Here is a 12944-nt window from a genome sequence, read left to right on the forward strand (position 1 = left end):
CGAAGGTCTTAAGAGTCTTAAGGATAGGTATTTTCTTTTACGTCAAACTTAGATGAACCGCCGTATACCGAACGGTACGTACGGTGGTGTGAGAGGTCGGGGGTTAGTCACCCCCTCCTACTCGATTCCAAGGCTATTTTTTCAGGAACATCTGCACGAATGTTTTTCCGTGTGGGCCGCCGTTCACTACAGCAATCCCCACATAATCATAAGCAGAGCTCATAATATTGGCTTTGTGTCCCGAAGAATTCATAAACATTTGATGAGCGCCACTTACGGATGGATTCTGAGCAATGTTTTCAGCAGCTGCTCGGTAGTTAATGCCAAAGCTTTCCATCATTTGAAACGGCGAGCCATACGTAGGAGAGGTGTGGCTGAAGTACCCTTTATCGACCATCTCCTGTGCCTTCACACGTGCTACCTTCACTAATTGCATGTCGACCTGATATGGCGCAAGCCCGCTGTTGGCACGCTCCTTGTTCACGAGCTGGACCATTTCCTTTTCATCAGCAGTCAATTCAGAAGGCAACGGAACGCTTGGATTTACAGTTCCTGTGCCAGGCTTTTGCGGCTGATCAGGATTAGAAGGAGTAACAGGAGTCACTGGATCAGGCTTTGTTTGCCCTTTGTTGTTCTTGTATTGCGTCTGGATTGTACTGTACGTTTTTGCGTCTGCTTCGCCTGTCAAGGTCTGCTTGTTTCGCGACTGGAATAGCATCACATTAAAACGAGTGGAATCATCATACGTGCCATTCACTGTTATTTTATAGCCGAGGGCAGCAAGCATTTTTTGCAGCTCTTTGACTCGTTCTCCACTAGATCCCAGCTTCAGCGTTCCCGTTTGATCGGCTGGCTTTGACGGAGTCTCCGGTTTTGTTTCCGGCTTTTTGTTTAGAGAGGCATAAGTCTTTTTCATTTTATCGTACGTGGCTTTGTTTACAATTCCTGTTTGCTTTAGCTTGTACTTCTTCTGGAATTGCTTGACGTTGTAAGCAGTGTAGCTGTTATAGAGCTTGTCTACCTTTAATTTGTGATCAAATTTCAAAGCGTCGAGCATCTTTTCCACTTCTAAAACCCGTGCGTTATTCATCCCTTTTTTCAAAGGGGTAAAAGTCGATTTCGCAAAGGCAGGTTGTCCGATCATGGTGACGGAGACGGACAGGGAAAGGATAGCGGCAATCTTCTTCATGCTGCGATTCATGTCATCACGCCTTTCTCTGGTTTGTCGCTCCTTGTAATGGTACTAAATTGCCAGTGGAATAAAAAAGCTCAAAATATTGGAAAGAGGTGGAGAAGAGGTGTTTGATCTCTCCTGGATCGACATGGTTATCCTTGTGCTGGCAAGCTTTCGACTTACCCATCTGATTGTCTTTGATGAGATTACTTCTTTTTTGCGCGAGCCCTTTATAAAGGTCACTTATGTCACCGATTCATCGGGTCAAGTCGTTCGTGATTTCCAATTCAAAGGGGGAGCGGTGCGCCAATGGATTGGAAAGCTACTTAGCTGCCATTGGTGTGTCGGCATTTGGATTGGAGTGCTCATTGTTGCGCTGTACATGTATGTACCAGCCGCCTATCCTATCCTGCTTATTTTGGCGATAGCGGGAGCGGCGGCTGTAATCGAAACGAAGCTGTATATGTGATGACAAAATTAGCTGCGTGAAAAGGTATGGTAAACGATAAACTCATCGTGTGAAAGCGGGATCACTTCATCAGCTCGGTAACCGCCTACGAGCTTGTTGTGGATTTGTGGCGGAGTAGCAGGACCAATACTGGAGGAAGCAATATCTACCCGATGAATATGTGTCCGTGGATCGAGTGGGACTTCAATTGCGAAAATGGGCTTTTCGACTGTAAATGATTTAGCCTTGACGCCGTTTACCAAAGCAGTCAAGGTGAACGGTTTTGTCACTTTGGCAGTCGGACCAGGAACAGAACCTTTCAGCAACAGAATGTGTGACGGGTTGCTGGGATCAGATTCGACCATAACCCGCAGGACAGGCGGTGCCCACAAGTCAGGGAATCGGTTCATGCTCGCGATTCGAGACGAGTTGGAAGGGAAGGTCTTGTACTGCTTTAATAATTCAATCACGCCCAGACCTCGATATTGTGAAACGTGGGACACCCATCCGCTTGGAATGCTCAAATAATGCTTCGCTAACGATTTAAACACTTCCGGAATCCCGATCGAGTGCCACTGGGTCATGGATTTGCACGTGGTATGGATGCGTGCATTTGCAAAAAACTCGGGTATAAAGCCGATTTGATGAAATTTGGCAATCCGCATCCACAGCTCGTAGTCCATACAAAAGTGCAGCTTTTCATCCACACCACCCATTTGTGCAATCACATGACTGCGAATAAAAGCGGCCGGCTGGCAGACACAGCATGTATAAAATAAGCGCTTGGCATCTGCGTGATCGGAAGGAAACGTATTCACTGCCAGGCTGTGTTCATTCACGACCTGACATTTGCCATGAATCATACCCCATTGCGGGTTTTGTAAAAAGGCTTGCACGGCTTTGCGAATCGCACCTGGCAAATAAGTATCATCAGAGTTCAGCCAGCCGATAATGGACCCTTGTGCTCTGGCAAACCCTTTGTTAATTGCGTGGGATTGTCCACGGTCTGGTTCAGAGATATATCGAAAGCGACTGTCTGCTTGTGCGTACTCCTGTAAAATAGCGAGTGTATCATCTGTCGAGCCGCCATCTATGACAATCATCTCAATGTTGGTGTAATCCTGAAGAAGAACACTGTTAATCGTCTCTCGGATAAATCTTCCCTGGTTAAAGGAAGGAGTCACGATACTGACGAGAGGAAGCTGGGGGGTAGACATGTGCGCCACTCCTTTCAAAAATTTCCAGCGCCAAAAAACGGCACGCCTGAAATAGGATATGTACAAGGAGAAGCATTGGTATCGGGATACATTTCTTATTTTGAATCCAAACAATGGCACAGCTTGAAGCAAAATAACAAAAGAGTGTGGCCTCCCGCAGAATGGCACACACTCCGATATAAAAAGTAAATTCCTTACAGATAGTCTGGGACTAACCCTGGATTTCGATAAATGCGCAGTAATTCTGCATAAGAGTCTGCGGCTGTTTCCTGGGCGCTAATTGCCCTTGCCACCATGGTGACGCGTCCGATCGGGTAGTTATTTTTGGTGCCAGAGCTGATCGTTTGAATCGTGTGGGGAAGAGGTTCAAAGAGCGTGCTTGCAAGCATTTCCTTCAGACATTTTATGGATGGCACCCAATAAGTAGTGATATCATGATAAATTCGATTCATGCTTCCGGGAGGCCCGTTAAAGATCATTCTTGATTCCTTGTCATCAAGAATACAAGCTGTTTCGATGAGCAGGTGTCCACCCGTTTTGACGACGCTCCGTGCTTGCGAAATGGTCCACAACGGGTCGCGTACGTGATAAAGCAGTCCGGTATGCTGGACGATGTCGAACAAGTTGTGACGGATTTGCTGAGGAAACGGGAGTGGGGCGCTAAAGTCGTCCATCAACAAGACTTTCAGGCCCTCCCAGAGGGTATAGGGAGAGATGTTGTACAAGGGAAGAACCTTACTGCCCAGAATATCCTTGCACAGCTCAAAATTGGAGTAAAGGGGCTGCATGCAGTCGGTTGCTACAACAAGAGATGCCCCGAGCTGTTCTGCCTCAAAAGCCCACATGCCGTCAAAGCTGGCGACGTCGAGGACTCGTTTACCTGCATAATTCAAATGCTGCCTTGATCTGCGAGTACTCTCCCACAGTGGTTCCAAGATCGCGAGACCTGGTGTAGATATACCTGGGCGAAGCGAGATTTTATGGTACCAGCTGCGTTTTCCGATCTCAGCTAAAATTTCACTGTCTGTCCATGTTCCTCCCACTTTTGTTCCCTCCTTTTGGCAAAAAAGCGATCAAAAAATGTCATCACGCTATCTTTACGATATGTACACATAGGTTGACGGGATACGGGGGAGAAGCCCCAAATTCACATAGATGAACAAAAATTTAGGCAGGAAGCCCACGACAGTTGGCCGTTTCCGAGCCTGCTTCTTGTGAATACGGTGAAAGGAAGAATGAAAGCCAAAGGAGGGGCGGAAGCGATGACCTTGCCTATCATATTCATGCACAGGGGAGATGACGATTATCTTACCTACAGCCTGCGGCAAGCCAAGTTAAGCAACCCCCATTCACCCGTCTACCTGCTTGGGAAAGTCACGAATCGAAAATTTGCGACGGCCGGAATCATCCACGAGCTGATGGATTACCATATGGTGACTGCCCAAAGCTTTGCCAAGGTTTATCAGCATATGCACGTGATGAGCTACGAATATAATCTTTTTTGCTTTCAGCGCTGGTTCATATTGCGTGATTTTATGCGAAAGAGAGGAATGCAGAGCTGCTTTTATGTCGATTCTGATGTGATGTTGTATACAAATGTTTCCAATCCGGAGTTTCGCCCATTTTCCATGGAATTTGCATGGACAAGTTTCGTAGGCATCGACACATTGGATCGTTTTTGTAACCTCATGATGAAGTACTTTGTCAATCCCTCGTTATTCCGTCAGCTCGTACAAATTACGATCGAATATGATCAAGTCATAAATGGAGTCCCTCTCGTCTCTGACATGGTGCTCTGCTTGCTGTATTTTCGACACTACTCTGGGCAGACGCACACGCATGGGACATTCGGAGATTCCTTTTTCGATGAAAATATAAATCGGCCACTTTGGGCTGAAGCACTTGCCGACAAGAAAAAAGTGTATGTGAATCAAGGACTCCTCTACTGCAAGGACCTGACCAGCGGCTCGTACAAACGAATAAACTCCCTGCATTTTCAAGGATTAGAGTCAAAAAACTTCATGCACGATTTCTTATTTTCCAACATTCCACAAAGTACAGGCGCCCAGTATTACGATTATCTGACAGGACAATGGACACCTGTGATGTAATGATTGTCCCTGTGTACCCCCGTTATGTGACTAACGGGGGTTTTGTCTATGGAAAAAGTCGTGACAGTCGGGAGAATCGACCATTTTAGCGGGTAAAACGGTCATCGCTATTTCTGCTTTCATATGATGGTTCATGCATGAAGTATAACGGACAGAGGTGGCCTAGATGAAACTGGTATTGCTATCGGGCGGTTCAGGGAAAAGGTTGTGGCCGCTCTCCAATGATGTTCGCTCCAAACAATTTTTAAAACTAATCGAGAGTCCAAACGGCGGTCCAGAATCGATGGTGCAGAGAATGTGGCGGCAGTTAGCTTCCAATCAGTGTCTGGATATGACCTTTATCTCGACAAGCCAATCACAAGTAGATCTGATATATAGTCAGCTCGGAATGAATGTACCACTCATACTGGAACCCCAGAAGCGGGATACGTTTCCAGCAATTGCTCTAGTAGCGAGCTACTTGCACACTGTTAAAAAATTAGGACGTGACGAGATAGTAACGGTTATGCCTGTCGACTCGTTTGTGGAGGATCATTTTTTCCAGAAGCTAAAGCAATTGGAGATAGTGATCGAGGCTTCGGGTGCTGATTTGGCCTTAATGGGTGTGAAACCTACGTACCCGTCAACCAAATACGGCTATATTGTGCCAAAGCCCGTAACAGACGAATCTCAGCTTTATCAAAAAGTAGCGAGATTTACGGAAAAACCAACGGAAGAACAGGCGAGAGGACTCCTTTCCGAACAGGCATTATGGAATTGCGGCGTCTTTGCATTTCGTTTGGGCTATTTGCTGAAGGAAATGAATAAAAGAAACATACCAATCGACCATGACCAATTGCTCCAAACATACACTCAGCTGCCCAAAATTAGCTTTGACTACGAAGTAGTGGAAAAGGCAAAGCATGTAGTGGTCGTCCCTTATGCAGGTGATTGGAAAGACTTGGGGACATGGAATACGCTGACAGAAGAAATGAGCGAGCATTCTGTGGGACGCGTGTATCTGGAAGAGAGCAGCAATACGCATGTCATCAACGAGTTGGACCTGCCGATCGTGTCGATTGGGGTGTCAGATCTAGTAATTGCGGCTAGTCCAGATGGCATCCTGGTTTCTGCTAAGGATAAAAGTCATGTCGTCAAGGATATCGCAAGGGACTGGAGCCAGCGTCCTATGTTTGAGGAGAGAAGATGGGGCTGGTACCATGTTTTGCAACTTCAAAAAATGAGTGAAAAAGTAGAGGTTTTGACGAAGCGGCTTCATATTCATGCCGGCAAAAATTTGAGCTACCAATACCATCACTATCGAAGCGAGGTGTGGATGGTCGTGGAGGGTGAAGGAGATTTTGTCCTGAATGACCGCTTATTTCGCATTCGCCCAGGGGATGTGTTAGAAATACCTGTAGGTGCCAAGCATGCCATCAAAGCAATCAGTGATCTGGATATCATCGAGGTGCAGATGGGCAGCAAATTAATAGAAGAGGATATTGTTCGCATAGGCATGAGCTGGAACGACATTCTCGAAATGGTAAGTGAGTAGCAATGATGCTAGATAACGTATTCTGGAAAAATAAAAGAGTCTTTTTGACAGGCCATACAGGCTTCAAAGGCTCATGGATGTGTCTGGTCCTGCACGCGCTCGGTGCACAGATAACAGGATACGCACTTGCCCCGCAGACAAAGCCCAATTTATTTGAGCTTTGTAGCCTGGAATCAGTACTCCATAAGCATATTTGCGCAGATATCCGCAAAAAGGAAGACATAACAAAGGCAGTCATGGAGGCACGGCCAGATATCGTCATTCATATGGCAGCACAGCCTTTGGTTGGCATGTCCTATCTCGACCCGCTCACAACCTATGAGACAAATGTGATGGGGACGGTTCATGTGCTAGAAGCGGTACGAAGAGCCGCACTGGCACAGGTTCCGATCAGGACTGTCATTAATGTAACGACGGACAAATGCTACGAAAACAAGGAATGGCCCTGGGGCTATCGCGAGGTGGACACGCTGGGTGGGCATGATCCTTATTCGAATAGCAAGGCGTGCTCCGAATTGGTGACAGCCAGCTATCGACAATCCTTTTTTCAATCCGATGCCTCAGGCGGAAAGCTCGGGATAGCTACTGCGCGGGCAGGCAATGTGATAGGAGGAGGAGACTGGACCTTTGGCAGGCTCATCCCCGATTTGATTCAAAGCCTATTGAACAAAGATAAGGTCGTGCTTCGAAATCCGCAAGCTATACGACCGTGGCAGCACGTTCTCGAATCGGTGTGCGGCTATCTACTGCTGGCAGAGAAGCTTTGGGAGGACCCACGGCGCTATTCATCAAGCTGGAATTTTGGTCCCGACCCAGGAGATGCCAAAACGGTAGAGTGGATCACAGCGCGTATGTGTGAGAAATGGGGGGCACAGGCTTCCTACCAAATCACTTCAGACTCTCCCTTTCACGAAGCGACGTACTTAAAGCTAGATTGTGCAAAAGCGATCACACAGCTGGGGTGGCATCCTCGCTGGTCACTGGAGCAAGCGCTCGATGCTATTATGGAATGGACAAGAGCCTATCAGCAAAAAAAGGATATGAAGGAAGTTTGCTTGGAGCAGATTGATCATTACTTGAAGGAGGGGGCTTCATGAAGGTGGTCATCTTGGCGGGTGGATATGGCACACGAATTGGCGAAGAATCACAGCTTAAACCAAAGCCCCTGATAGCGATAGGAGATAAACCGATTATTTGCCATATCATGTCCACCTATTCCCGGTACGGCTACAACGACTTTATCATCTGTCTGGGCTACAAAGGCTACATGATCAAAGAATACTTTGCACACTATTTTTTGCATCAGTCAGATGTCACATTTGATTTTTCAAAGGGCAATGAGATGACTTTGCATAATCCATGCCAGGACCCGTGGAAGGTCACGCTCATTGACACAGGCAAGGATACAATGACAGGGGGCAGAATCAAGCGAATCCAGTCATACGTAGGGGACGCTCCATTTATGCTCACTTATGGAGATGGTGTCTCCAGCATCAATATTGAAAAGCTGGTCTCCTATCACCGCGGCCATGGAAAGCTGGCTACGATTACAGCTACACAGCCTCCAGGTCGCTTTGGTGCTTTGGACCTTGGCAGTGATAATCAAGTGAGGGGCTTTCAAGAAAAGCCAAATGGCGACGGAGGATGGATAAATGCCGGATTTTTCGTTCTGGAGCCAGATGTTTTTTCTTATTTGGATGGGGATGAAACGGTCTTTGAGCGCGAGCCACTGGAGCAATTAGCGCAGAACGGGCAGCTCGCTGCATACAAGCATACAGGTTTTTGGCACCCGATGGATACGATGCGGGATAAAAACTACCTGGAGTCGTTATGGAAAAGCGGAAAAGCGGAGTGGAAGTAGGAGGACAGATGCGGGGAGGCAGAAGAGCTTGAGAATCATGCTTACGGGAGCTACCGGATTTTTGGGAAGCCATCTGGCAAGAGCTCTGGTGCGAAATCATCATCATGTCGTCATTCTCAAGAGAAGCTTTTCGGATTGCGCGCGCCTGACAGATATTGCGAGCGATATCACCAGCTACGATCTGGATACGACAGATTTATGCGTACCGTTTGAGCGCCATCAGCCTTTTGATGCCATTATTCATACGGCAACTGCATATGGGCGTCGTGATGAATCGGATGCAGCACTGCTTGAGACGAACGTCGTCTTTCCGCTCCGACTCCTGCAAGCTTCGATCAAGTATGGCATCAGTCTGTTCCTGAATACAGACACTTTTTCACGTAGGGCACTCTCTTGGCAAGCAACGTACATGCTGGGATATCACCTGACCAAAAAACAGTTCGCGGAGTGGGGCGAATATTTCTCTGCGATGCACCAAACAAGCTTCGTCAATATACGGCTGGAGCATGTGTACGGACCAATGGATCAACCGACCAAGTTCATCCCATTTGTGATTAGGCAATGTATGAGAAGAAACGTAGAAATAGCGCTCACCGCCGGAGAACAGAAGAGAGATTTTGTGTACGTAGATGATGTAGTAGAGGCGTATCTCGCACTTCTAAGTGAAAGTACGGTATTGCCAAAAGGGTTTAACGAATATCAGGTGGGAACAGGTCACGCTACCTCCATTCGCGTACTGGTACAAAAAATACATGCGTTGACTAAGTCATCTGCGCAGTTGAAATTTGGGGCGATTCCGTATCGTGAGCAGGAGATTATGTGCTCACAAGCTGACACGACAGCTCTCCAAATGCTTGGCTGGAAAAGTAAAGTGGAGCTAGACGCTGGGCTTGCTAAGATGATGAAACTAGAAGGACTCGTATAAACAAAAGAATGAAGAAAACGGACAGGGCGCAAGCTTCCTCTGTCCGTCTTTTTTGTATAGAACGGAGTATAGACCAAAAAACATGGTCAGCTTTAGCTGCCACGTTTTCTGAGTAGCCCACATTAGGTGGATTTGAGTTTATCAAAGAATGGTCTTGTTTGTGCAGAACAAATCCCCGTGGAATGGCTTGATTAATTCAAGCAGTTCATGATAGGTACTGATCTCAACTAATGACTCATCCCTTTTAATCAAATAGACATGGTTGTAGAGGGAGAAGATCCTGAGAAAGAGCTCATTGGGATCTTTGCCGAAATAGCCACGCAGATTGTCAGGATTGAACTCAATGACGAGATCAGGATTGAAATTTTTGAACGTCTGGACAGCGCCAGTTAATGCCTGGACCTCTGAGCCCTCTACATCGATTTTTATCAGGTCAATTCGGGACAAATGATTCTTCGCAACCCAGTCATCCAGACGTGTGCAGGTAATGGTATCCGTTGCAGCGGAGGTTGCTTCGCTGGCGACGAAGGACCAGCCGCCACCGCGATCGACCTCGCAAAATTCGACGGTACCGTTTCGGTCAAATACGCCCAATGGAACCGGTTCTACATTTTGGATCTGATTATCCTCAAGCGTTTTCGTTAAAAAGTGGTAGTTGATGCTCGAGGGTTCAAACGCATATACCTTGCCAGATGGTGCTAGATAGCTCAGGGCAAGCGATATGGTACCGAGATTGGCACCAATATCCAGGCAAACATAGTCGGGCTGGACAACCTTTCGCAATAGGTTGATGACATAATCCTCATATAGACCATCGGCCATTTCCACATAATAAAGAACACTCTGATCAGAATGGCTGCCGTGGATCAAGAAGCTTTTCTGATCAAATGGCAGACGAAACTGAACCGTCTTTGTCGCACTTACTGTTCGAGGCGGGTGGATACGTATGATGTCATTTTTCACCTCGAAATGCAGGTCAGGACGCAGAGTGGCGACGTACTGCTTCAGCTCCTCGATCGTAGGGTAATCCTTAAGCAACGGATTGGGTCCGATAAAACAGCGTGCATCGTCAATCAAAATGACATGGTCTGTTACGTGATGCGATAAAATAGTGGCCAGCTCTTCCAAAATGGGAGTGTCGAGATCCCCCTTGGCTGACTCTATGGAAAGAGGAATGTAGTGACCGTCAAGCCAGAACAGACATGGCTCGTTAATCGATGCCAGTAAGCTCGGAAGCACCTTGCTGCTATCCCCGTGCAGGATGGAGATATGGGACTCTCCTGCAAAGTTGTTTTTGGCTGCCAGAAATAGCGCTTCGTCCAATTCAATGGAATAAATCTGGTCAAAATGCTGTTTCTGAGCTGCCACCATGTATCCGTGAAAGGTTCCAGTTTCGACAAGTGTACGTATTTGGTGCTTGCTTCCATACTCTTTGACAGCTGCCGTTTTTACATCGTAAGGAGGGGATTCCAGTATCCAGAAGTCCCAAGCCTCCTGTGCAGTAAGACCAGAGGGAACGCGCATTTCCGTTTGCCACATCTGGCGAATTTGATTCATTCGCGACATATGCATACTCCTTTCTAGGAAAATGATCTCCCTGCGACGCGGTGCAAGACCGACAGCGTTTGTTGCGCGCATTTTGCCCAGGAAAATCTGCTTGCTTGTGCCATGCCTTTTTTGATCAGGCTTTCTCTCGTGTTGACATCGTGTATTTCTACGATTTTTTTGGCGATATCCTCAGGAGACACTGGATCGAATTGCAGAGCTGCTTCTCCCACAATTTCGGGAATACTGCCAGAATTGGAGCAGATGATGGGAAGCTCGGTCCGCATCGCCTCAACCAAAGGAATACCGAAGCCCTCAAAAAGGGAGGGGAAGCAGAGGAAGTAAGCGTTACGGAACACGTAAGGCATTTCATTTTGCGGAATGTAATCTAGCCACGTGATCTGATTTTCTAAATGATGCTCGGCAATGGAGCGCATCACTTGTCCGTGAGCTTCCTGGGGAGCGCCAGTGAAAACCATATGAATTCGTACCTGATGTACATCGCGCAAATAAGCGATGGCCGAAAGAAGGCTGACGTGATTTTTATGCCACCACGTATTGGCTGGATAAAAGCCGTAATGGTCTGGTAATGCGTACTTTTGCTTGACGCGTTGGTTCATCGCCGCATCAAAGGGAAGAGAGAATTCGTGTGCAGAGTCGAGGTGGATGGCATGAACCTGGTGGGCAGGCAGCCCAAATTTTTCGATCATGCTTGCCCGGGAAAACTCAGAAAGCGTCAGTACGGCATTGGTCCGCTGCGCTGAAGCCTGATAGGTTGTTTTTCTCCATGATAATTGATTGGCATCAAAAAATTGCGGATAGTACTCGTGTTGAATGTCCGGAATATTAATCACACTCGGTATGGAAACGTCAAACGGATTGAGGACCAGCAAAGGACAGAACCAAAGGTCCAGACGAAGACTGCGAATCCAGCTATGAAACTGGGTCTGGGAATCGATATGCTCATGCATCATGACCTTTTGAATTTTGGGGTGGTTCGGAAACGTATGGTAATTGGTTTTGGTCAGGAAAAGAAACCACTGATTCTGGTCATGGGTTTGAATGGAGTAGGAGAGCAAATTGCGTACATATTGCTCCATGCCCCCGATTTTGCCAGGAATGACAGCAAGCAAATTCACACCGATTCTCATGGAGCCTTCACCTCGTTACTGAGCGAATGCTGACAGTACCATTCAATGGTTTTTTGCAAGCCAGAGAGCAGGGGAGTACTCGCCTTAAAGCCAAAAGCTGTCTTTGCTTTGCGAGTGTCGAGCTGCCTGCGTGGCTGGCCATCCGGCTTGCTTGCGTCCCAAACGATCCGTCCCGTATAGCCACAGAGCTGTTGTATCGTTTCTGCCAGCTGGCGAATAGTGGTCTCTTCGCCAGAGCCGATATTGATGGGGTCTGAGGCATTAAAGCATTCCGTCGCGCTCACGATGGCACGAGCTGCATCCTCTACATAGATGAATTCCCGTGTTACATTTCCGGTTCCCCACAAAACAATCTGCTCTTCCTTCCTTTGCTTCGCTTCGATGCATTTTCGAATGATCGCTGGGATTACATGAGAGGTTTCCAGGTCGAAGTTGTCGTGTGGACCGTACAAATTAACGGGTAACAAGTAAATGGAGTTAAAGCCGTATTGCTCGCGGTAAGCCTGCGACTGAACCAGCATCATTTTTTTCGCCATACCATAAGGGGCATTCGTTTCTTCCGGGTAACCGCTCCACAAATCTTCCTCCATAAAAGGCACTGTTGCAAATTTAGGGTACGAGCAAATCGTCCCGATCGCTACAAACTTTTCGACGCCAAAAAGTCGAGCTTGCTCAATCAACTGGGTGCCCATAATGAGGTTGTCATAAAAAAATTTGCCAGGATTCTTTTGGTTGGCGCCGATCCCACCGACAACTGCAGCGAGATGGATAATGATTTCTGGTTTGAAGGCTTGCAGCATGTGGCGGATGTCGTTTTCTTTGCGTAGGTCAAAGTCGCGACTTCGGGGAACGTACACGTGCTGGCATTGCTTTACGTGAAGCTCTTCCACGACGTGTTTACCCAGAAATCCTGCTCCGCCGGTAACAACGATCCGTTTTTCCGACAGATTCATGTATGCAACACCTTCCTTTTTAGGC

General features: G+C 47.3%; 12 protein-coding genes. 6 read left to right on the forward strand and 6 right to left on the reverse strand.

Annotation, left to right across the window (positions count from 1 at the left end):
- Window positions 1-133: 133 nt before the first annotated feature.
- Entirely contained in the window at window positions 134-1201 is a 1068-nt protein-coding gene (locus C3B52_RS20075; RefSeq protein WP_103108188.1) for a peptidoglycan-binding protein, read from the reverse strand.
- A 97-nt stretch (window positions 1202-1298) separates the two neighbouring features.
- Between C3B52_RS20075 and C3B52_RS20080 the strand changes: the two genes are divergently transcribed.
- Complete coding sequence (locus tag C3B52_RS20080; protein ID WP_103108189.1) at window positions 1299-1643, forward strand: DUF1360 domain-containing protein; 345 nt, start codon at window positions 1299-1301, stop codon at window positions 1641-1643.
- A gap of 8 nt (window positions 1644-1651) precedes the next feature.
- On the opposite strand, the gene C3B52_RS20085 is transcribed toward C3B52_RS20080, so the two are convergent.
- Together C3B52_RS20085 and C3B52_RS20095 are read right to left on the reverse strand one after the other, a co-directional pair.
- A complete protein-coding gene (locus tag C3B52_RS20085) occupies window positions 1652-2839 on the reverse strand; it encodes a glycosyltransferase family 2 protein (protein WP_103108190.1) in 1188 nt (395 codons plus the stop codon).
- Between the two features lie 194 nt (window positions 2840-3033).
- The gene (locus tag C3B52_RS20095; RefSeq protein ID WP_103108192.1) at window positions 3034-3882 is read right to left on the reverse strand and encodes a DUF1698 domain-containing protein; all 849 of its coding nucleotides are present in this window, start codon (window positions 3880-3882) and stop codon (window positions 3034-3036) included.
- 171 nt (window positions 3883-4053) lie between these two features.
- On the opposite strand from C3B52_RS20095, the gene C3B52_RS20100 reads away from it, so the two are divergent.
- The 5 genes from C3B52_RS20100 to C3B52_RS20120 all read left to right on the forward strand — a co-directional run bounded on the left by C3B52_RS20100 (window position 4054) and on the right by C3B52_RS20120 (window position 9270).
- Window positions 4054-4950 (forward strand): hypothetical protein, encoded by an 897-nt coding sequence (locus C3B52_RS20100; protein WP_235615790.1) that lies wholly within the window; start codon window positions 4054-4056, stop codon window positions 4948-4950.
- Between the two features lie 166 nt (window positions 4951-5116).
- Window positions 5117-6484: a sugar phosphate nucleotidyltransferase gene (locus C3B52_RS20105; RefSeq protein WP_103108194.1), complete on the forward strand. Its 1368-nt coding sequence runs from the start codon at window positions 5117-5119 to the stop codon at window positions 6482-6484.
- A 5-nt stretch (window positions 6485-6489) separates the two neighbouring features.
- Window positions 6490-7581 (forward strand): CDP-glucose 4,6-dehydratase, encoded by a 1092-nt coding sequence (rfbG, locus tag C3B52_RS20110; RefSeq protein ID WP_103108322.1) that lies wholly within the window; start codon window positions 6490-6492, stop codon window positions 7579-7581.
- Complete coding sequence (gene rfbF / locus C3B52_RS20115; protein WP_103108195.1) at window positions 7578-8345, forward strand: glucose-1-phosphate cytidylyltransferase; 768 nt, start codon at window positions 7578-7580, stop codon at window positions 8343-8345. Before rfbG ends, rfbF begins: the two co-directional genes overlap by 4 nt.
- Window positions 8346-8382: 37 nt before the next feature.
- Complete coding sequence (locus tag C3B52_RS20120) at window positions 8383-9270, forward strand: NAD-dependent epimerase/dehydratase family protein (protein WP_235615800.1); 888 nt, start codon at window positions 8383-8385, stop codon at window positions 9268-9270.
- A 141-nt stretch (window positions 9271-9411) separates the two neighbouring features.
- On the opposite strand, the gene C3B52_RS20125 is transcribed toward C3B52_RS20120, so the two are convergent.
- Genes C3B52_RS20125 through C3B52_RS20135 form a run of 3 tightly spaced genes read right to left on the reverse strand, consistent with a single transcriptional unit; the run spans window position 9412 to window position 12919 of the window.
- Window positions 9412-10908 (reverse strand): FkbM family methyltransferase, encoded by a 1497-nt coding sequence (locus tag C3B52_RS20125; RefSeq protein WP_235615791.1) that lies wholly within the window; start codon window positions 10906-10908, stop codon window positions 9412-9414.
- Window positions 10851-11966, reverse strand: coding sequence for a glycosyltransferase family 4 protein (locus C3B52_RS20130; RefSeq protein ID WP_103108198.1), 1116 nt, complete (start codon window positions 11964-11966; stop codon window positions 10851-10853). The genes C3B52_RS20125 and C3B52_RS20130 overlap by 58 nt, the downstream gene beginning before the upstream one ends.
- Entirely contained in the window at window positions 11963-12919 is a 957-nt protein-coding gene (locus tag C3B52_RS20135) for a GDP-L-fucose synthase family protein (protein WP_103108199.1), read from the reverse strand. Before C3B52_RS20135 ends, C3B52_RS20130 begins: the two co-directional genes overlap by 4 nt.
- Between the last annotated feature and the right edge of the window lie 25 nt (window positions 12920-12944).

Source organism: Brevibacillus reuszeri, from assembly GCF_002897295.1.
Classification (GTDB): domain Bacteria; phylum Bacillota; class Bacilli; order Brevibacillales; family Brevibacillaceae; genus Brevibacillus; species Brevibacillus reuszeri_A.

Coding starts and splice junctions, on each gene's coding strand:
- C3B52_RS20075 (WP_103108188.1), bottom strand. CDS start 1,201: ATGAATCGCAGCATGAAGAAGATTGCCGCTATCCTTTCCCTGTCCGTC.
- C3B52_RS20085 (WP_103108190.1), bottom strand. CDS start 2,839: ATGTCTACCCCCCAGCTTCCTCTCGTCAGTATCGTGACTCCTTCCTTT.
- C3B52_RS20105 (WP_103108194.1), top strand. CDS start 5,117: ATGAAACTGGTATTGCTATCGGGCGGTTCAGGGAAAAGGTTGTGGCCG.
- rfbG (WP_103108322.1), top strand. CDS start 6,490: ATGCTAGATAACGTATTCTGGAAAAATAAAAGAGTCTTTTTGACAGGC.
- rfbF (WP_103108195.1), top strand. CDS start 7,578: ATGAAGGTGGTCATCTTGGCGGGTGGATATGGCACACGAATTGGCGAA.
- C3B52_RS20120 (WP_235615800.1), top strand. CDS start 8,383: ATGCTTACGGGAGCTACCGGATTTTTGGGAAGCCATCTGGCAAGAGCT.
- C3B52_RS20125 (WP_235615791.1), bottom strand. CDS start 10,908: ATGCGCGCAACAAACGCTGTCGGTCTTGCACCGCGTCGCAGGGAGATC.
- C3B52_RS20130 (WP_103108198.1), bottom strand. CDS start 11,966: ATGAGAATCGGTGTGAATTTGCTTGCTGTCATTCCTGGCAAAATCGGG.
- C3B52_RS20135 (WP_103108199.1), bottom strand. CDS start 12,919: ATGAATCTGTCGGAAAAACGGATCGTTGTTACCGGCGGAGCAGGATTT.